At 62.2% G+C, this 19,195-nt stretch carries 18 protein-coding genes and 1 pseudogene; 6 read left to right on the plus strand and 13 right to left on the minus strand.

Annotated features, from left to right (window positions below):
• Positions 1 to 2: 2 nt before the first annotated feature.
• The 5 genes from CXQ80_RS11165 to CXQ80_RS11185 are packed head-to-tail and all read right to left on the minus strand — an operon-like array spanning position 3 to position 4,253.
• Complete coding sequence (locus CXQ80_RS11165) at positions 3 to 644, minus strand: hypothetical protein (RefSeq protein ID WP_101319366.1); 642 nt, start codon at positions 642 to 644, stop codon at positions 3 to 5.
• A complete protein-coding gene (locus CXQ80_RS11170) occupies positions 641 to 1,447 on the minus strand; it encodes an SDR family oxidoreductase (RefSeq protein WP_101319368.1) in 807 nt (268 codons plus the stop codon). The genes CXQ80_RS11165 and CXQ80_RS11170 overlap by 4 nt, the downstream gene beginning before the upstream one ends.
• Positions 1,434 to 2,114 carry a TenA family transcriptional regulator gene (locus CXQ80_RS11175; RefSeq protein ID WP_101319370.1) on the minus strand — a complete coding sequence of 227 codons (681 nt, stop codon included), beginning with the start codon at positions 2,112 to 2,114 and terminating at the stop codon, positions 1,434 to 1,436. Before CXQ80_RS11175 ends, CXQ80_RS11170 begins: the two co-directional genes overlap by 14 nt.
• Positions 2,115 to 2,122: 8 nt before the next feature.
• The gene (locus CXQ80_RS11180; RefSeq protein WP_101319372.1) at positions 2,123 to 3,586 is read right to left on the minus strand and encodes an AMP-binding protein; all 1,464 of its coding nucleotides are present in this window, start codon (positions 3,584 to 3,586) and stop codon (positions 2,123 to 2,125) included.
• Positions 3,576 to 4,253 (minus strand): thermostable hemolysin, encoded by a 678-nt coding sequence (locus CXQ80_RS11185; RefSeq protein WP_101319374.1) that lies wholly within the window; start codon positions 4,251 to 4,253, stop codon positions 3,576 to 3,578. Before CXQ80_RS11185 ends, CXQ80_RS11180 begins: the two co-directional genes overlap by 11 nt.
• Positions 4,254 to 4,490: 237 nt before the next feature.
• On the opposite strand from CXQ80_RS11185, the gene CXQ80_RS11190 reads away from it, so the two are divergent.
• Together CXQ80_RS11190 and CXQ80_RS11195 are read left to right on the plus strand one after the other, a co-directional pair.
• Positions 4,491 to 4,916: a potassium channel family protein gene (locus CXQ80_RS11190; protein WP_101319375.1), complete on the plus strand. Its 426-nt coding sequence runs from the start codon at positions 4,491 to 4,493 to the stop codon at positions 4,914 to 4,916.
• 108 nt (positions 4,917 to 5,024) lie between these two features.
• Complete coding sequence (locus CXQ80_RS11195; RefSeq protein WP_101319377.1) at positions 5,025 to 5,594, plus strand: GNAT family N-acetyltransferase; 570 nt, start codon at positions 5,025 to 5,027, stop codon at positions 5,592 to 5,594.
• 150 nt (positions 5,595 to 5,744) lie between these two features.
• Here the strand turns inward: CXQ80_RS11195 and CXQ80_RS11200 are convergent, their stop codons facing one another.
• The 3 genes and pseudogenes from CXQ80_RS11200 to CXQ80_RS11210 form a co-directional block, all read right to left on the minus strand.
• Positions 5,745 to 7,112, minus strand: a complete 1,368-nt coding sequence (locus tag CXQ80_RS11200) for an MBL fold metallo-hydrolase RNA specificity domain-containing protein (protein WP_101319379.1) — start codon at positions 7,110 to 7,112, stop codon at positions 5,745 to 5,747.
• Positions 7,103 to 7,291 (minus strand): annotated as a pseudogene (locus CXQ80_RS11205) (universal stress protein); the annotation flags it as partial. The gene CXQ80_RS11200 and the pseudogene CXQ80_RS11205, both read right to left, overlap by 10 nt.
• A 284-nt stretch (positions 7,292 to 7,575) precedes the next feature.
• Positions 7,576 to 8,502 carry a universal stress protein gene (locus CXQ80_RS11210; RefSeq protein WP_101319381.1) on the minus strand — a complete coding sequence of 309 codons (927 nt, stop codon included), beginning with the start codon at positions 8,500 to 8,502 and terminating at the stop codon, positions 7,576 to 7,578.
• A gap of 200 nt (positions 8,503 to 8,702) precedes the next feature.
• Between CXQ80_RS11210 and CXQ80_RS11215 the strand changes: the two genes are divergently transcribed.
• The 4 genes from CXQ80_RS11215 (at position 8,703) to CXQ80_RS11230 (ending at position 12,092) form a co-directional block, all read left to right on the plus strand.
• On the plus strand, positions 8,703 to 9,776 hold the full coding sequence (locus tag CXQ80_RS11215; RefSeq protein WP_101319383.1) for an NAD(P)-dependent alcohol dehydrogenase: 1,074 nt from the start codon (positions 8,703 to 8,705) through the stop codon (positions 9,774 to 9,776).
• An 81-nt stretch (positions 9,777 to 9,857) separates the two neighbouring features.
• On the plus strand, positions 9,858 to 10,046 hold the full coding sequence (locus CXQ80_RS11220) for a hypothetical protein (protein WP_101319385.1): 189 nt from the start codon (positions 9,858 to 9,860) through the stop codon (positions 10,044 to 10,046).
• A gap of 1 nt (position 10,047) precedes the next feature.
• A complete protein-coding gene (locus tag CXQ80_RS11225) occupies positions 10,048 to 10,854 on the plus strand; it encodes a helix-turn-helix domain-containing protein (protein ID WP_101319387.1) in 807 nt (268 codons plus the stop codon).
• Positions 10,854 to 12,092 carry an MgtC/SapB family protein gene (locus CXQ80_RS11230; protein ID WP_101319389.1) on the plus strand — a complete coding sequence of 413 codons (1,239 nt, stop codon included), beginning with the start codon at positions 10,854 to 10,856 and terminating at the stop codon, positions 12,090 to 12,092. The genes CXQ80_RS11225 and CXQ80_RS11230 overlap by 1 nt, the downstream gene beginning before the upstream one ends.
• Positions 12,093 to 12,278: 186 nt before the next feature.
• Here the strand turns inward: CXQ80_RS11230 and CXQ80_RS11235 are convergent, their stop codons facing one another.
• The 5 genes from CXQ80_RS11235 to CXQ80_RS11255 all read right to left on the minus strand — a co-directional run bounded on the left by CXQ80_RS11235 (position 12,279) and on the right by CXQ80_RS11255 (position 19,158).
• Positions 12,279 to 13,589, minus strand: a complete 1,311-nt coding sequence (locus CXQ80_RS11235; protein ID WP_101319391.1) for an MFS transporter — start codon at positions 13,587 to 13,589, stop codon at positions 12,279 to 12,281.
• Between the two features lie 92 nt (positions 13,590 to 13,681).
• Complete coding sequence (locus tag CXQ80_RS11240) at positions 13,682 to 14,899, minus strand: fumarylacetoacetate hydrolase family protein (protein ID WP_101319393.1); 1,218 nt, start codon at positions 14,897 to 14,899, stop codon at positions 13,682 to 13,684.
• A 26-nt stretch (positions 14,900 to 14,925) separates the two neighbouring features.
• Complete coding sequence (locus CXQ80_RS11245; RefSeq protein ID WP_101319395.1) at positions 14,926 to 15,984, minus strand: Ldh family oxidoreductase; 1,059 nt, start codon at positions 15,982 to 15,984, stop codon at positions 14,926 to 14,928.
• Positions 15,985 to 15,988: 4 nt separating this feature from the next.
• Entirely contained in the window at positions 15,989 to 17,581 is a 1,593-nt protein-coding gene (locus CXQ80_RS11250; protein ID WP_101319397.1) for an aldehyde dehydrogenase (NADP(+)), read from the minus strand.
• A gap of 35 nt (positions 17,582 to 17,616) precedes the next feature.
• On the minus strand, positions 17,617 to 19,158 hold the full coding sequence (locus CXQ80_RS11255) for a UxaA family hydrolase (RefSeq protein WP_101319400.1): 1,542 nt from the start codon (positions 19,156 to 19,158) through the stop codon (positions 17,617 to 17,619).
• Positions 19,159 to 19,195 lie beyond the last annotated feature (37 nt).

Genomic DNA, 19,195 nt, shown 5'->3' on the forward strand with positions numbered 1-19,195 from the left:
GTTCAGTCCTGTTTGTCCTTGATGGCCTTGAGTAAAGCATCGATATCGCCACGCCGGCCCTGATCGGCCAGTTCGCGGCCTGGCCGTGGCGGCGCCTGGCGTGCTTTTTCCAGGGCAGCGGTGGCTTCAGCGTAGCGTTTTTGCCGGAACAGATGATCGGCCCAGAAGTAGTTGCTGTCGATACCGTTGGGGTTTACTTGCAGCGCCTTGCGCAACAAGGTATCTGCCTTGTCGCTGTCACCGAACCCGATGGGCCAGCCCGGCACCTGGTCGTACAAGGTGCCCAGGCTGGTATACGCCGAGCCCTGTAGAGCATTGGGGTCGAGTTTCATCGCCTCTTCGAGGCTGGCCTTGGCCGACTTGACCTTGCCCAGCGCCCCCAGGCCGCCGGTGGCACCCGCCCAACTGCTGTTGATGATACCCTCCCAGATCAAGGGTTCGGCCGAGCCCTGGTGCTGGTGGACCAGCGTAGAAGCGTCGGCTGCCAGTTTCTCGAATGCCTCGGCGCGTTTGTCTTTAGGCGTCTGGTACTGGATCTGCGCCCAGCGCTGCTGCAAGTTAGCCAATTGTTGGCTGCCGGCCTGGTCCAGCGCCCAGGTGAACGGTGCAAACGCCAGCAGGCCAGCGATGAACAGACGTTTCATTTGATCGACTCCTTGGAATGGCTAGCAAGGTAGCGGCGGATCACCGGCAATTGCTTGCGCAGTGCGCGGTCGACCACCCCGGGCAACATGCCGTTGATGCGTACAAAAAGCTTTTCTGGCCAACCCAGGTAAAGCTCGCTGCGTTCTGACTGCACGGCCTTGAGCACAGCACGGGCCACATCTGCCGGGTCGTCCATGCCGACCTTCAGCGCCTGGTTGAGCGCCGTGGCGGCGGTGCTGTTCATCGCAGTACGGGTTGCCCGGGGGGCGGCGTACATGACATTCACCTGGGTATCCGCCAGCTCGCGGCGCAGCGCCTCTGAGAAGCCGCGCAGGGCAAACTTGCTGGCGCAGTAGGTGGCATAACCGGGGTAGCCGATCGAGCCGTAGGTGGATCCGACGTTGACCACTAGTGCCCTGGGTTGTGCGCGCAGCAGCGGCAGGCACACACGCGTCAGTTGCAAGGCGGCTTTGAGGTTGATGTCCAGCAACTCGTCCAGCGCCTGTTCGTCGATCTGGTCGAACAGGGCGAAACGGTTCACGCCTGCGGCATTGATCAGGACATTGACCCCGCCCATCTCCCGGGCACGGGCGAGCACCTGCTCACGCCCGCCATGGCTGCGCAGGTCGGCCGATTGCCAGAGCAGCCTGTCGTGATAACGGTTCATCAAACTGGCGAGCTTGCCCATCTGCCGGCTCACCGCCAGTACCCGGGCACCGGCTGCGCACAGCTGCTCGGCCAGCTCCAGGCCGATGCCTCCGCTGGCGCCGGTGAGTATCACTACACACTCAGGCAAGCGCATGACGCACCTCTTGCCGGCCCGCACGCGGCAGCGCGTGGAACATGTCGGTGTACAGGCGGTAAACCACTTTGGCCGCATGAATTACAGCACGCTGGTCGTCAGCATCATCAAGGCGGTCCATCAACTGCCGGTAGGTGACCATGTGGTCCTGGTCCAGCGCACCATGGGAGCTGAGGTAGCTGAAGGCCCTGTCAGGCAACGCCAGCGTGCTCTGGATCGTGCCGGCCGCCTGGGTGGCCAGGGCAATGCTGGTGCCTTCGAGCACATTGACCATGCCAAACAGCCCGACCGGGTTGCCACGGGCAATCAAGTCGTAAAGGTAGGCGACCATCAGCTCGATCGGCAGCGCCGGGCGACCGTCACGCACCGCCTCCCAGTCGCCACCGCAGGCATTGATGTCATTGAGGACCCACTGCTCGTGGCCATACTCCTCGTCGATGTATTCGCACACGGCGCCGCGCAGCCATTCCAAACGTGAAGGCAGCCGCGCCCCGCACGCCATCATCAGTGGCACGGTGTGGCGTACATGGTGATATGCCTGGGTCAGGAAGGCCACATAGCTGTCGAGGCTGACGTGCCCCGCCAGCGCATCGCGTATGACCGGTACGGCAAACAGGGCCTGACGTTCCTGGGCGGTTTGCATTTGCAGGGTATCGAAAAAGGACATGGCAGACCTCACAACGGGATGTCGGATAACAGGGAGTGGTAACGCCGCAGGATGGCCTCGCGGCGCGGGCGGCCATTGGCGGTCAGTGTGTCGTCAGTACTGGACAAGGGGCACGGCAGGCGACGCCAGGCATGGACCCTGGCGTAGTCCGGCAGCAAGGCATTGCACTGCTGCACGGCCTGGTCGATGAGTGTGTCAGGGGTAGCGGGGTCCAGCGGCCAGAGCAATGCCAGGTTCTTTGGCAGGGCCTCGCCATGCACGAACGCCTGGGCAATCACGCCGCTCTGGGTCAGTTCGGCCTCCACCCACTCCGGGTTGACGTTGCGCCCGAAGCTAGTGATGAACTGGTGTTTCTTGCGGCCATCGAGGTACAGGTAGCCCTCCTCGTCGAAATGGCCAAGGTCGCCGGTGGCCCACCAGCTATCGCAGACGGGTGGTTCCTCCAGATAGCCGAGCAGCACCGAGCCCGCCACCAGTACCTCCCCGTCCTCGGCGATACGCACCTGCACATGGGGCAGCGGTTTGCCGACACTGCCTCGGCGGGTTGCGCCCGGGCGGTTCAACGCCACCACCGAAGCGCACTCGGACAAGCCATAGCCCTCGAACACCGGTAGACCAATCACTTCGGCGCGGGCCAGCAAGCTGGGCGCCACCCGGGCACCGCCGACCGCAACGAACCGTAGCGCCCCCACCCGCATCAGCCCGCGCTCGATGGCGGTGATCAGCCCCATCAACAGCTGCGGCACCAGAATCAGGCTCTGCGCGCCGCTCAGGGCAATGCCCCCCAGCAAGCGCTTGAAATCGACCTGGCTTGCACCGCCCATGCCCAGTTGCGCCTGGGGGTATAGCAGCACACTCGCTCCGGCCATCAAGGCGGCGTAGACACCCAGGTTTTCCAGCAGCACACCCAGCGGCAGCACCGCCAGGTAACGCTGGGGTTCACTGGGTCGGCTGGCCACCTCCAATTCCCGGGCGACACGCAACAGGGCCTCTACAGACAGGCACACGCCTTTGGGCTTGCCCGTGCTGCCGGAGGTGTAAGTGATCTTGGCGGTACCGCCAGGCAGCGCGGCAGCGGGCTGTGCCTCGCGAACCCAGAACACGTCCTGCTGAGCGAACCCCAGCTCGGCGAGCGTACCGTGCCATTGCGGGTCGCACAGCACATGGCAGGCACCACTCTGCTCGATGCAATGGCTGAATTGAGCAACACTGAAGAACGACGGCACGATTACACAAGGACGCTCGGCAAACAGCGCCGCCAGGTCCCAGAGCAGCAGCTGCGGGCTATTATCCAGGGCCAGTACCAGCGGCCCGGGCGAGCGCCCGCGCAAGCTATGGGTGCGCAACCCCACTTCGGCCAGCAATTGCCTGAAGGTGAAGCACTCGGTCGCCCCTTGCACGGCAATTGCGTCAGCGTGATCGCGGGCAAACGTCACCAGCAGTTGATGCAAACGCTCCAGTTCATGCGGCATGGCCAGTCTCCCGAAAGGCCATAGGCAACCCCAGGCGCTGGAACACCCCGGCCTTGCTCAAGGCATCGAAGCCGTGACCGATGCTGCCGGCAAAGACTTGCGGATGTTGAGCGTAGTAGGTACCCCATTGGTCCAACTGCCCATTCAGCCGAGCCGGGTCAGCCGACGCCAGTACCGACGGTACCAACCCCAGGCGCTGGAAACTGTTTATCAGTGTCGTTGCACCGGTGAACGCCACCCACTTCAGGCCGCGTGTGGCCAGAAACCAGGTCACCGCTATGATCATGATTCGCGCGCTGCCGGCACTGAGCGAGGCCAGGTTGCCCACTTCGACCATGCACTCACGCCCAAGGGGGGAGCCCGCCACGCGTGAAACTGCAGCTTCCAGCGGCTCATCCAGATAGTGTTCGAGAAACAGAGGCCCGCTGTCGGCAAGGCGCAAGCCTGCGGCAGCAATCAGCCGGCCATGGCTGTCGTGCAGCGCCAGGAGTTCTGGCAGGTAATGGTGCACATCAGCATGATGCACGTTGGCAAAACACTGATGAATGAAGTGCTCAAGCTCATCGCGGCCAGGGTCCTTGTGCAAATGAAGCGACAAGTGGGCGTGATGATCGACGTGGCTGCCGATAGGCAATGGGAGCAGGCTGCTCCACTGAGACTGAGTCATGAAACTCCCCCGGTTTGGGCTTGATGGGGTGAGTATCAGTGCTCAATCTGAAGGGAATCTGAAGTCACGGATTCGACCTTGGTCGCAGTCCGGGTACTGACCGGTGGAGGCCGAAGCCAACGCGATAACGGCGGCCGCTGACTGACCTTTATCAATCACCCAGTGCTGTTCAAGCGTAGAACCGACACGACGGCCATTACCGGCCAGACTGATGCCAGGGCCACAGGGGAACCGTCAATGTTTACTGTCACGCTGATCAACGCGCTGGTCGTGATGTTGGTGGTGGTGATTCATTACGAATGCCTGCTACGCCTGAACGACTGGCTACCGCGGCTCAAGCTCTGGAGCCGGTTTCGCATCGTCATCGGGGTGTTCGGCGCGTTGGCGGCCCACGCACTGGAAGTCTGGTGCTTTGCCCTGGCCTATTACCTGATGGCCAATGCCAAAGGCTGGGGCACGCTGAGCGGCAACTTCGACGGCACGTTCATGGACTGCGTGTACTTCTCATTCACCACTTACACCACCATCGGCTTTGGCGATATCGTGCCAAGTGGCGACCTCAAATACCTGACAGGCCTGCAGGCGCTGACGGGTCTGGTGATGATCACCTGGACGGCCTCCTTTCTGTTTCTGGAAATGCAGAAGTACTGGAAGACCAAGTAGCGAAGCGTGACCCTACCAGCCCGGTAATTGACAACTGTCAAGCGCGCACAAGATGACGCGTTGAAACTAAACCTCCTTTGTACACCCCATAAAGTAAGGAGGCTTGCCATGGAATCCGCCGAAACACCCCGCACTCACGCCGCAGCGTCATTTCCTGCCACCGCCGGCGAACACTGGATCGAAGCGCTCGACAACGGCACCCATGTGCTGATCAGGCCTTTGCAGCCCAAAGACCGCCAGCGCGAGAAGAGCTTTATCGAACGCCTGTCGCCACAGTCGCGCCACTTCCGCTTCCTGTGCCAGCTCAAGGAGCCTGGTGAAGCCATGCTGGATCAACTGATGGTCATTGACCACGACCAGCACATGGCCTATTTGGCCCTCGCCCATGTCGACGGTGAACTGCAGGAGGTCGGTATTTCCCGTTACGCGACCCAATCGGGTAGTGAAGAATGCGAGTGCGCCGTCACCGTCCTCGATAGCTGGCAGCGTCACGGTTTAGGCACATTGCTGCTCCAGCACCTGATCGACCACGCACGTGCCCAGGGCCTGCGGCACATGTATTCCATGGACGCTGCGGCCAATGCAGCGATGCGCGACCTGGCTCAGGCAGCAGGGTTTACCAGCGCCAGAGATCCGGATGACCCAAGCCAGCTGATTCACCGGCTTTCGCTGGCCTGAGGCAATACCGCGGCGGTGGCCTCCGGCACCAGGTCGAGGTGCCTCTGGCACTGCCGCCGATCGGCTGCGGTCACCCCTCCCCCGGGCACTTTTGCCCAGCCCCTGAGCCTTGCCCTCGCTTGCATGTTCATGAAAACCTCCAGTGCCGTGCTAGCGCACAGGGCCTATTGCAACCGTTTCCAGGTACTCGGGCACGCACACCGGCCAGCCGAGCTCAAGGCTTATCCGTCGGCGCAAGGTGTCCGCAGCATGCGGTTCGCCATGAATGACGTAGGTTTGCCGCGGTGGCCGGGTGAAACCGCGTAACCACTCCATGATTTCGTCCGCATCCGCATGCGCCGAGAGGTTGTCCATGGCAAACACCTGCGCCCGAATCGGCACGTCTTCGCCATGCAGGCGCACGCTGCGCGCCCCGGCCACAATATCGGCACCCCGGGTACCGCCCGCCTGAAAGCCAGAGAACAGGATGCTGTTGTGCGGATTGGGCGCCAGCGCCTTGAGGTGGTGCAACACCCGCCCCCCCGTCGCCATACCGCTGGCGGCGATGATGACTGCAGGTTCGTGCAACTGATCCAGGCGCCTGGATTCATCGACCGTGCGGATGATGTGCGTGCCTTTGCACATCTGCGCACATTCAAGCGCCGTCAAGCGGTGCTCACCTTTGAACTGCTGGTACAGGGCCGTGGCATCCATCGCCATCGGGCTGTTGAGATACACAGGTATGTCGGGTATCAGTCCGTCGCGCTTGAGCGTGTACAGGTAGTACATCAACAGTTGCGCACGGCCAATGGCAAATGACGGTACCAGCGTGATGCCATGGCGCAGCAGGGTCTGGTTGATCACATCCGCGAGGTAACGCTCCGGAGCCTGAGCAGGGTGCGATCGGTCACCATAGGTCGATTCCACCAGCAGCGCATCGGCCGCACCGATCAGCTCGGGCGCACGCATCACGGGGTCGTGCGGCCGCCCCAGATCGCCTGATGACACCAGCGTCTGGCCATCCACCGTCAGTTGTACGGTCGCCGCGCCGAGAATGTGCCCGGCACTGCGCAGCAACAGTTCGATACCGGGCGCGACCTGGGTGCGGTGGTGCAGCGCGACAGGCCTGAACAGGCGCAGTGCCCGTTTGGCATCCAGTTCGGTGTACAAAGGGCGAGCCGGCGAATGCCTGGAATAGCCATGACGGTTCGCATGCTCGGCTTGTTCCTCCTGCAATCGGGCGCTGTCGAGCAACAGAATTTCAGCCAAGGCACAGGTCGCCGGGGTGGCATATACGGGGCCGCTGAAGCCCTCGCGCGCCAGCACCGGCAGGTACCCGCTGTGGTCCAGATGCGCATGCGTGAGCACCACCGCATCCACCGCCCGCAGTACTGCCGGCAGTGGCTCCCAGTTACGCAAGCGCAGTTGCTTGTAGCCCTGGAAAAGCCCGCAGTCGATCAGCACCCGTGTCGAATCACGCGTCAGCAGGAACTTGCTGCCCGTCACCGTGCCCGTACCGCCGAAAAAAGTCAGTTGCATGGCGTTGGCTCCCAGGTGTCGATCACGCAGGGATGAACGGACAGTACGCTGCACGGTGGATCGCTCACCATACGTTCTGTGGTGTCGCCCAGGAGCTTGCTCAAACCCTTGGGCTGCACTACCCCCAGGACCACCACGTCGATATCTAGGGCCGCCACCTGCTCCCGGATCACGTGCACTGCCGAGTGCGGGTCTATGTCTGTGAGCAGCACCAGCAGTTGTCGATACCGACCCATGGGAAACCTCCGGCCGCACGCGGCGATGGCAAGTAGCATCGATCTTCGAGCGCCCTACCCATCAGCGCTTGATGCGGATCAGAAAGTCATCACCTGCGCACCAACTTGATCAATGTCAGAACCGTACCGACGCCTCTCGGTACGCTACCTGGGCGGGGATGTCAGCGAAATTCTCCATGAGCTTGACCTCCACGCCTGAAAAAAAAGGCCCTTGCGGGCCTTGCACTTCAACCTTGCGAATGCTCGGGCGAGATCACCAGAACACTGCAGCTGAGCCGATGCAGAATCCGCTCGGCCGTACTGCCGATAAACCAGCCGATTCCATGATGGTGGTAGCTCCCCATCACCAGCACATCGATGTCATTGTTGTCCATGAACAGCGTCAGCACCTTGGTCGGGTCCCCCACCCGCAGGTGGCGGTGCTCGGCGGGGATCCCGTTGCGTTCGGCCAATGCCTGGAAGGCATCGGCCTGGGCCTCGTGAAGTGTTCGTGACAGGTTCGAATCGAACAGAAACGAATGTGCCCGGGCGTCGTCGGCGTCCAGGTACATGGAACCCATATCGTAGGCGTACAGCAGTTCGATCTGGGCGTTGCATTGCAAGGCCAGCTTGAGCGCTTCGCTGATGATCTGGTCGTTGAACCCTTCGAACTGATCCTCTGGGCGCGACAGATCAACTGCTGCAAGTATCCGGCGCGGCAAGGCATTGCTGGCGTTGTGAACCAGGTGCAACGGGATACGAGTGTCGCGTAACAACTGGACGTCGAGCGAGGTAAACATGGCGCGCATCCACCACGGTTCATGCTCGAGCCCCTTGATCAGCATGGCGAACGGCTGCTCACGCAGATGCGCCTGGATCTCGTCCAGCGGATGCTGCACCCACACCACCTCGGTGGTCACCGTCACGCCGCTGCGGCGCATCGACAATGCCTGGGTTTCCAGCCATTCACGGTGTTGCTGCACATAGCCCTCCCGCATGACCGCCAACGCCTGGTCGTTGACCAGGCCGGCAGTGACCAGGCCCTCAAGGTAGTCAAAAGCGACGATGTGCAATGGCATGCCCTTGGCTTTGGCCAGCGCCGCCGCACGGTCATAGACCGGCGTGCGGCGCATCAAGGGCGATGCGATCAGAAGAAGTCTTTGCGGATTGGTCATGGCACACCTCTACGGGCTCGATAAGTACCTCGATGATCTGCCAGCAGCACCTGTGCGGTTTGATGTTTATCAAAAGTCAGGCGCCACTCACCAACCCCTGCCACCGCTCGACGCAAAATTGACTCGGATCAAGACTTACCGGCTTTTTTAGCGCACGCTGTAGTTGCCAACAAAAATCAGCGATGCCCCGGAGGCATGCCATGGCACTCATGAAAGCGGCCATTTATGTCGAAAAGAACCGCATCGTGCTGGAAGACAAGCCCATCCCTGAGATCGGCCCGCTAGATGCGCTGATGCGCATCAGCACAACGACGATCTGTGGCACCGATGTGCACATCCTGCGTGGCGAGTATCCAGTGGCCAAAGGGCTGACCGTCGGCCACGAGCCAGTGGGTGTCATCGAAAAACTGGGCTCAGAGGTTCGCGGCTTCCACGAAGGGCAACGCGTCATCGCTGGCGCCATCACCCCAAGCGGCCACAGCAATGCCTGTCTGTGTGGTTGTGGCGCCCAAGACGGCGCCGGTACGGCGCATGGTTTCAAGGCCATGGGTGGCTGGAAGTTCGGCAATGTCATCGACGGTTGCCAAGCTGAATACGTTCGAGTGCCGGACGCTATGGCCAACCTTTCGCCCATTCCCGACATTCTCTGCGACGAACACGTGCTGATGTGCCCCGATATCATGTCCACCGGTTTTTCTGGTGCAGAACGCGGGGGCGTGACAATCGGCGATACCGTCGCCGTGTTCGCCCTGGGCCCGATCGGCCTGTGCGCCGTCGCCGGCGCCAAAATGCTGGGCGCCACCACCATCATCGGCGTGGATACCGTGGCGGCGCGCATCAGCGTGGCACGCGAAATGGGTGCTTCACACGTGGTCGACTTCAAGCAAGGCAACGTGGTGGCGCAGATCCTGGCGCTGACCGATGGCCGTGGCGTAGATGTAGCCATCGAAGCGCTGGGCACCCAGGCCACCTTCGAATGGGCACTGCGGGTGCTGCGCCCCGGCGGCACACTGTCCAGCCTGGGCGTGTACAGCGCCGACCTGCGCATCCCTTTGGATGCATACGCTGCCGGCCTTGGCGATTACCGCATCGTGACCACACTGTGCCCTGGCGGCAAAGAGCGGATGCGCCGGTTGATGGCGGTGGTTGCCAGTGGCCGCGTAGACGTTTCCCCCTTGGTCACCCACCATTTCCGGCTCGAAGATATCGAAGCCGCCTACGAATTGTTCGCCAACCAGCGCGACGGCGTAATGAAGGTGGCGATCACACCCTGAACCTCGCCACGCCGTCGGCAAGGACGCCATTGCCCCCTATCGATAGGCAGTTCCTTGCTCATGCATGCACTGGAGGTTCCAATGAACGTCTACGTCGAGAAAAGCGCCAACGGCAATCGCTGTTGGGTACACATGGACGAATGGCGGGTGAGTTTCAGCACATCCATAGAAGCCGAGCAGTTCGTAGGCGTGCTGACCGCCCGACTCAACGCGCCTCATTCACTGAACAAGATCGCCACCGTCGCTCTCAGACCTGCGAAGGAGGCATGAAATGTCGGGCCTGACCGACTTTCAGCTGCTCGGGCAGCCTGCGCCAAAGTGCAAACCACCGCCGATTCATTTCAAACCACTGACATGCCGGTGCAGTGAGTGCCGGGTCAACGGCTTGTGTTTGCCCGCGGGTTTGCCCATGCACTGCAACAGTTATTTCGGCACACTGATCGGCCCTCGTATCCGGGTCAGCAAGGGGGCTGCGCTGTTCAGCGCAAATGTACCCTTGAGTAGCCTGTATGCGGTGCACTCAGGCAGCTTCAAGACGAACCTGAACAACGCCGAAGGCCAGGGCGTGATCATCAACTTCTGGATGACAGGGGACGTACTGGGGCTGGATGCCGTAGCGACCGAGCTTCATGTCTGTGATGCCATCGCCCTGGAAGACAGCGAAGTGTGCCCGTTGCCCTATCATCGCCTGCAAGCCCTGGCGCGTAATTTCCCCATGCTGCAACAGAGCTTGAACCGCCTGATGAGCAGGGAGATTATCCGCGAGCATGAGCGCGTGCTGATGCTCTGCAACCTCTCTGCCGAGCAGCGGCTTGCCAGTTTTTTACTGAGCCTTTCCCGCCGCTTCGTCAGCCGCGGCTATTCACCCCACGGTTTCATGTTGCGCATGTCTCGCGAAGACATCGGCTCTTACCTCGGGCTGCGCCTGGAAACCATATGCCGCTCAGTCGCTCACTTACGCGGTCTGGGTATCGTTAACCTGCACGGCCGGCAGGTGGAGATCCTCGACATGCCAGCGCTGATCGCGCTCGAACTGGGCTCCCCGGCCAGCTTTGCCATCGCCCCGGTAAAGGCCTGATGCTCGACCTAGTGAACTTGGCTCACGGGGCCGTAGCATTGGGCATCGGCATGCTGGTTGGCCTTGAACGGGAGCGCAAGAAGGTCAACAGTGAGGCTCCCGCCGCAGCGGGTTTGAGAACCTTCGCAATCACTGCCCTGATGGGGTATGTCTGCCATGTATTGGCTGGCCCGGTTCTGGTCGGCGTTGCATTGGGGGGCATAGCGCTGCTGTTGGCCATTTACCACCGCACAAAACCCGACGAAGATTCGGACATTACCAGCGCAATCGCCTTGCTGCTGGTGTTGGTGTTGGGAGGCCTGACAGTCGAACACCCCGAGCTGGCAACCGCCATCGGTATCGTACTCACCATACTGCTGGCCCTGAGGCGTGAGCTTCATCGTTTCGTGCTGCAGCAACTGAGCGAGGGCGAACTGCGCGATGGCTTGTTGCTCCTTACAGTCGCGCTGGTTGTGCTGCCGTTGACGCCGGACCGCTTCATTGGCCCCTACGGGGTACTGAACCCGCGGGTGATCTGCACACTGGTCGTGTTGCTGATGGCCGTCGGTGCGCTAGGGCATATCGCCATGCGCCTGCTGGGGCCACGCTATGGCCTGGCACTGAGTGCGATCGCATCCGGGTTTGCCTCTGGCTCAGCGACCATTGCCGTGCTTGGCCATCAAGCACGAAGGCAGGACACGTTCATGCGCGCGTTCGCCGCTGCAGCGGTGCTGTCCAACCTCGCCACCCTTGTCCAGTTTGGTTTGGTGATTGGCGTTGTCGACGTGCGCTTGCTGCGCCCTTTCTGGCCATCTATAGGTCTCGGTATGCTGGTCACGCTCATTTACGGCGTGCTGTTGCTGGCGCCTTGGCGCCCTGTGCCAGTCTGCCCCACGACCAAGCCTGGCAGCGGTGCTTTCAGCCTGTTCACAGCACTGCTCATCACGCTAGCGATTACCTGCATTGCATTGTTCTCGGCATTTCTGCTCGAGCACCTTGGTCACAAGGGGCTCAGCATTGCTGCCTTTATCAGTGGCTTGGGCGATGCGCATGCAGCAACTGCTTCGATCGCTTCGCTCGTCGCTGCAGGCCAGCTGAACAGTGCCGACCTGATGCTACCGGCAATGCTGGCGCTCACAGGGAATACCATAACCAAATGCGCACTGGCTTGGAGCAGCGGCGGTTCTTTGTTCGCTCGCCACCTCATTCCGGCTCAGTTCATCATTCTTGGCACGGTATGGCTTGCATTTTTGATCTGATACATCAGTCGGAACGCTCCGAACGGTTTGAAATAGCGATGGCCGGCACAGCCCGCCATTAGGCGCTCAGCATTCGAGGTACAGTTTTCAACCTCTGACACCAAGGTAACTGCTAACTCCTTGTCGGCAAGTCCTTCGCAGATGAGCGCCAAATAGTCCGTTGCTTTCACCAGGCCTGCACGCCTTTCACTGCGTCACCTCCCGCAACACCTCGTCCTTGACCACCGCCCCACCAATCGGCGCCTTCAGCAGCAGGAAGTACGCCACCGCCGAACACAACGCCACCACCGCGCTGATCATGAATGCCGTATTGAACGACCCCGAGTACTGAATGCTAAAGCCCGTAACGATCGGCGCGACCGAGCCGGCAATATACCCACCAAAGTTCTGGATCGAACCAAACGAGGCCACCCGCGGGCTGTCGACGATGGTGTTGACGATCATCCACGCCGTGGCACTGGCCATGTTGATGCTGAACAACGCCAGGCACAGCAGAATCACACACCCGGTAAGCCCGGTGACGTACGACAGCGGCAAGGTAAACAGCGCTGCCAGCACGAGGCCGGTGATCACGCTGAACTTGCGGCTGCCGAGAATGCTCATGCCCCGCTTCACCAGCCGATCACAGAAGCGGCCGGCGACGATGGTCCCTACCGCACCAAAGCCATAGGCCAACGACACCACCCAGGCAGTCTTGTACAAGTCCAGGCCATGCTCGCGCTCAAAGTAACCGGGTAGCCAGGTCAGGTGCAGCCAGAGCATGTAGATCACGCCCATGAAACCCAGCACGGCGCCCCAGGTGCTGCGATGCTTGAACAGGTCGAGCCAGCCGGCAAAGTACGACACCTTGGGTGCTTGCGGGGCGGCGGCAGGTGCCACGTGCTCGGTGGGCAGCGGTTTGCCTTCGGCCGCCAGCTCGGCCAGGTACTGCGCCTTGCTTTTGTAGAAGGTCAGCCAGCACACCGCCAGCACTACGCCCAGCAACCCAGTGATGATGAACATGCCGCGCCAGCCGTAGTTGACCATCAACAGCGTCAACAGTGGAGGTGCCAGGCAAGGCCCGAGGCAGGTCGACGACCAGACGATGCCGGTAGGTGTGCCGCGTTCGTTGGCATCGAACCATTCCGACAGCGCCTTGGCTGCCGACGGGAACATCGGCGCCTCGCCGATCCCCAGCAGCACGCGCAGGCCCATGAAGCCGGCGAAGCTGTTGACCAGGCCGAAGGTGGTCTGGGCGACCGACCAGGCCAGCAACGATGCGCCGAGGGCGATCTTGCTGCCCAGGCGGTCGATGATCATGCCCATCGGTAACTGGGCGAAGGCATAGGCAATGGAGAACGCCGACAGCAGGATGCCCATCTGCGAGGGGCTGATCATCATGTCTTTCTGGATCGAGGTGTTGGCGATCGACAGCGCACTGCGGTCCAGGTAGTTGACGATACCGATCAACAGCAGGAACACCACCGTGATGCTCTGGTACTTCTTCAGTTTGTTCATTGCGTGGCCTTTATTATTATTGTTGCAGCGCGTTCAGCGCCTAGGCGATCCGTCATTGCTGTCGCGTTCATCCATGGTCGGTTACGGTTGGATCAGGGTTGCCGCGCGGTCACTGCCGCGTCGAGCAGGCCGCGGCGGCTGAGGCTGTCAATCAGCGAGCGCAGGCCGAAGTTCCACTGCGGCGCCTGGTCGCTGGTGGTCACCCGGTTGCTCAAGGCGCCCAGCTGCGCGCTGCTGATGGTGACTACGTCGCCAGGCTTGTGAGTGAAGCCATTGCCCGGTTGGTCGCGGTCTTGCTTGGGGGCGAACAGGGTACCGAGAAACAGCACCAGGCCGTCCGGGTACTGGTGATTTTCGTTGAGGGTCTGCTGCACCAGGTCGAGCGGGTCGCGGCTGATCTGCTGCATCGAGCTGCGGCCCGAGAGGATGAAGCCCTCCTCCCCTTCAACCCGCAGGTCGACTTCGGCGTTACGCACGTCATCGAGGCTGAAACCTTCGTCGAACAGACGCAGCAGCGGGCCCAGCGAGGTCGAAGCGTTGTTGTCCTTGGCTTTGGACAGCAGCAAGGCACTGCGCCCTTCGAAGTCACGCAGGTTGACGTCGTTACCAAGCATCGCGCCCTTGATGCTGCCGTCGCTGGACACCGCCAGTACCACTTCCGGTTCCGGGTTGTTCCAGCTTGATTTGGGATGGATGCCGATGTCGGCGCCGTGGCCCACTGCCGACAACGGCTGGGCCTTGGTGAAGACTTCGGCATCCGGGCCGATGCCGACCTCCAGATACTGCGACCACAAGCCCTGCTCCACCAGCACGGCGCGCAACGCCTCGGCCTGGGCCGAACCTGGGACGATCTGTGACAGGTCGGCACCGATGCGGCTGGCCAGCGTGTCGCGGATCGCATCAGCCTTGGCCGGGTCGCCCTTGGCTTGCTCCTCGACCACGCGTTCCAGCAGGCTGGCGGCAAAGGTCACGCCGGCAGCCTTGACGGCCTGCAGATCGATCGGTGCCAGCAGCCAGGGTTTGCTGATGTCACGTTGGCGTGGATCGCTGTTGGCAAGCAGCGCCGGCAGCTCGGTCAGCGCATCGGCCAACGGCAGCGAACGCAGGTAAGCCACCGGGTCAGCCACTTCGAGCAGCGCCGAAACCGTGGCGACGTGGGCGCTGATGTCATGCACTGCGCCCTCCTTCACCAATACTACTGCCGGGCCTTGCTCGGGCAGCCATACCCGCCCTACCCAGCTGCCACTGTTACAGACGGCAGCATTGTGGCTCAACGGCAACGAAGGCTTGCTGTTCGATTGATCTGTCATGTCTCTACCTTTTTTGTAGTTGTCTATCAGTGACCAAGCGCGGCCACTTGCAATTGGGCGGCGAGCTGGTTGAGGTCTGCGAGCAGAGTCGGCGCCAGGCTTACGCCCTGGGCCAGAGCCTTGCTGCGCAGGGCCAGGCCGGTTTGCCCAGGCAGGCGCACCGGGCGCTCCGGATCTACTGGGCGGCTGGCGAGGATCAGTTGGCCGAGGAAGCTGGTTTCGTCAGTAAACGCCTGTAGGCCGCCAAAGAAGCGCGGATCAATAACTACCGCAGTGGCCGACGCGCCCCATTGATCAGGGCAGTCCTTGCGGCCATGGCCGGCCAGGCCCGAGGTCAGTGCTTCGACCAGAATCGCCAGAGCGAAGCCCTTGTGGCCGAAGGCCTGGCCACCCAGCGGCAAGATGCTGCCCTGCGGGCGGGTGAAGAAGTCCGCAGGGTCATCACTCGCCTTGCCTTCGTTGCTCATCAGCACCGGGTGCGCCAGTTTGCTGCCGTTATCCCGGCATTGGCTGACCATGGCCATGGTCACGGTGGACATGCTCACATCCAGCAGGATCGGTTCGCCGCGGGTAGGGATACCGGCGGCAATCGGATTCGGTGTGTAGATCGGGTCAACGCCGCCATGGGCGCAGACCAACCCCACAGAGGGATCTGAGGAATACACCATCGCGACCAAGCCACGGTCGGTGTATGGCTTCAAGTAGGCCGCCAGGCAGCCAATATGCGCAGCGCGGCGGACCACGGCGATGCCGATGCCCTGCGCGCTGGCCCCGCTGGCCGCACAGTCCAACGCACGGCTGACGCAGTACGGGCCGAGTACATAGTTGCCGTCGAACAGGCTGGCAACACCGCTGTCGGAGATTTGCTCCAGCGCTGCCGCCTGAGCCTTGACCTGGCCACTCAACATGCCGCCAATGTAGCGACTGACCAGATTCAGGCCATGGGTGCGATGGCCGAGCAACTCGCCTTCGAGCAGCACTCGGGTTACCACTTGGGCGACCTCCGCGTCGGCGCCGGCGCTTGCAAACAGGCGCTCGACAAACGTGCTGAGTGCGTTCACTTCATAGCGGATGGCTTCGCTCATACGCTCAGTTCCCGGTTTGGTTGAGCGCTGCCGTGCTCGGCTGACCATCCACCAGGCGCTGAATGCCCAGCGGGTTGGCGTTCTGCAAGGCCGGCGGCAGCATGGCGTCAGGGATGTTCTGGTAGCACACCGGGCGCAGGAAGCGGTCGATGGCCAGGGTGCCAACCGAGGTGCCACGGGCATCGGAGGTCGCCGGATACGGGCCGCCATGCACCATCGCATCGCAGACTTCGACGCCGGTCGGGTAGCCGTTGAGCAACACTCGGCCCACTTTCACTTCCAGCGCGCCAAGCAGCGAGCCGTGATCAGCCAGGTCTTGCTCATCCGCCAGCAAGGTTGCTGTCAGCTGACCGCGCAGAGCGTTCACGGCTTGCAGCAGTTGCTCGGCATCATCGACCCGAACCACCACAGTACACGGACCAAACACCTCTTCCTGCAGCAGCTCGTCCTGCTCCAGCAGCAGGCTGACATCTGCCTCGAACAGCTGCGGCTGGGCCTGATCGCCCTGTTGCCGGGCACCGCTCAGGTGCTCGATACCAGGGTGCGCGAGCAACCTCTGCAGGCCTTTGTCGTAGTTGCGCAGGGTGCCGGGGTTGAGCATGGTCTGCGCCGGCTGATCAGCCATGTGCCCGCGCAACTGCTCGATAAAAGCGGTGAAGGCCGGCGAGCGAATGCCTAGGACCAAGCCCGGATTGGTGCAGAATTGCCCACAGCCCTGTACCACCGATGCGGTCAGGTCCTTGGCTAGCTGGGCACCGCGATTTGCCAGTGCCTTCGGCAGTGCCAGCACCGGGTTTATGCTCGACATCTCGGCAAATACCGGGATCGGCTGCGGTCGCGCTGCCGCCATATCGCACAACGCCCGGCCGCCTTTGAGCGAACCGGTAAAGCCCACCGCCTGGATACCCGGGTGTTTGACCAGTGCCTCACCCACGCCGCTGCCGAAGATCATGTTGAACACGCCCGCCGGCATGCCAGTGCGCTCGGCAGCGCGGATCAACGCTTCGGCAACGCGCTCGGCGGTTGCCATATGGCCGCTGTGGGCTTTGAACACGACCGGGCAGCCGGCGGCCAATGCCGCAGCGGTATCGCCTCCCGCGGTGGAGAACGCCAGCGGGAAGTTGCTGGCACCGAACACCGCCACCGGGCCAACGCCGATGCGGTATTGACGCAGGTCGGGGCGTGGCAACGGCGTGCGCGCTGGCAGCGCTTGATCAATACGAGCGCCATAGAAATCGCCACGGCGCAGGACCTTGGCAAACAGACGCATCTGGCCGCTGGTGCGACCCCGTTCGCCTTGGATTCGCGCGCTGGGCAGTGCGGTTTCCTGGCAGGTCAGGTTGACGAAGTCTTCACCGAGGGCATCGAGCTCGTCGGCGATCGCCTCAAGAAACTCTGCGCGGCGTACTGCCGGCAAATTGCGAAACGGTGGGAACGCGGCACTGGCCGCTGCCACGGCGTTGTCGACCTCGGTCAAGGTCGCTTGATGAAAGCCGCCCGCTAGCTGCTCGCCGGTATGGGCGTCGATGCTGTAGACCAGGGTGTCGCCAAGTGCGCTGCGCTGGCCGCCGATGAAGTTGAATCCGTTAACGTGCATAAAAAGTCGCCTCGAAAGATGAAGGGGGCTGGCAGTCAGGTCACGGCACCGATCTGCCAGGGCACGAACTCGTTCTGCCCGTAGCCGTGCTGTTCGCTCTTGCTGCGCTCACCCGAGGCGATGCGCAGCATCTGTTGAAAGATGTAGGCACCGCGTTCTTCGATGCTGGTGGAGCCGTCGGCGATGCCGCCGCAGTTGACGTCCATGTCCTCTTCCTGGTGCTCGAACACCCGGTTGTTGGTGGCCAGCTTGATCGACGGCGCAGGCGCGCAGCCGTAGGCCGAGCCGCGGCCGGTGGTGAAGGCAATCAGGTTGGCGCCGCCGGCGACCTGGCCGGTGGCGGAGACCGGGTCATAACCTGGGGTGTCCATGAACACCAGGCCTTGAGCGCGCACCGCCTCGGCGTATTGATAGACGTCGACCAGATTGCTCGAGCCGGCCTTGGCCACCGCGCCGAGGGATTTCTCCAGAATGGTGGTCAGCCCTCCTGCTTTGTTACCCGCCGAAGGGTTGTTGTTGAGCTCGGCGTTCATGCGCTGGCAGTAGTCTTCCCACCAATGAATGCGTGCGATCAGCTTCTCGCCGACCTCACGGCTCACCGCCCGGCGCGTCAGCAGGTGCTCGGCGCCATAGATCTCCGGTGTTTCCGACAGGATCGCGGTGCCGCCGGCCGCGACCAGGCGGTCAACGGCATTACCCAGTGCCGGGTTGGCGGTGATCCCGGAGTAACCATCGGAACCGCCGCATTGCAGGCCAACGACCAGGTGCCGCGCACTGACTGGCTCACGTTTGACCCGATTGGCGTCGGCCAGCAGCGTCTTGACCTGCTCGATGCCGGCGGCGATGGTCTTTGAGGTGCCGCCGATGCCCTGGATAGTGAAGGTGCGCAGTTGCTCGCTGGCTTTCAGGCCCTGGGTTTCCAGCAGACTCTCGATCTGGTTGGTTTCACAGCCCAGACCAATGATCAGCACAGCGGCGAAATTGGGGTGTATCGCATAGCCTGCCAAGGTACGGCGCAACAGACTCAGCGCTTCGCCACTGGGGTCCACTGCGCAACCGGCACCGTGGGTCAGGGCGACCACACCGTCGATATTCGGGTAGTCGGCCAGCGCCTCGGGGTGGATATCGCGGCGGAAATGATCAGCCACTGCCCGGGCGACGGTTGCCGAGCAATTCACCGAGGTAAGGATGCCAATGTAGTTGCGTGTGGCGACGCGGCCGTCGCCGCGCACAATCCCCTGAAACACTGCTTCAGTAGCAGCCAGGCTGCGTGCATCCACGCCAAAGGCATAGTCGCGGGAGAAGTCGCCCATCTGCACGTTGTGCACATGGACGTGATCGCCAGGTTCGATGGTTTGCGAGGCGAAACCGATGATCTGGCCGTAACGGCGCAGTGGCTGGCCCTGCTCCAAACGCTCGGTAGCGACTTTGTGCCCCGACGGGATGGGTTGGCGCACGGTGATCGCTTCGCCATCCAGCTCAAGGCCTTCAGGCAGCGCCTGGCGTGCAATCAGGACGTTGTCCAGCGGGTTGAGGCGGATGACCGCAGGGTCGGCGCAGCGGGCAATCAGTTCCATGGGACCTCTCAGGGTACGGCTGACTTCTTGTTATGGC

The sequence above is a fragment of the Pseudomonas sp. 02C 26 genome, from assembly GCF_002843585.1.
In the GTDB taxonomy this organism is placed as follows: domain Bacteria; phylum Pseudomonadota; class Gammaproteobacteria; order Pseudomonadales; family Pseudomonadaceae; genus Aquipseudomonas; species Aquipseudomonas shirazensis.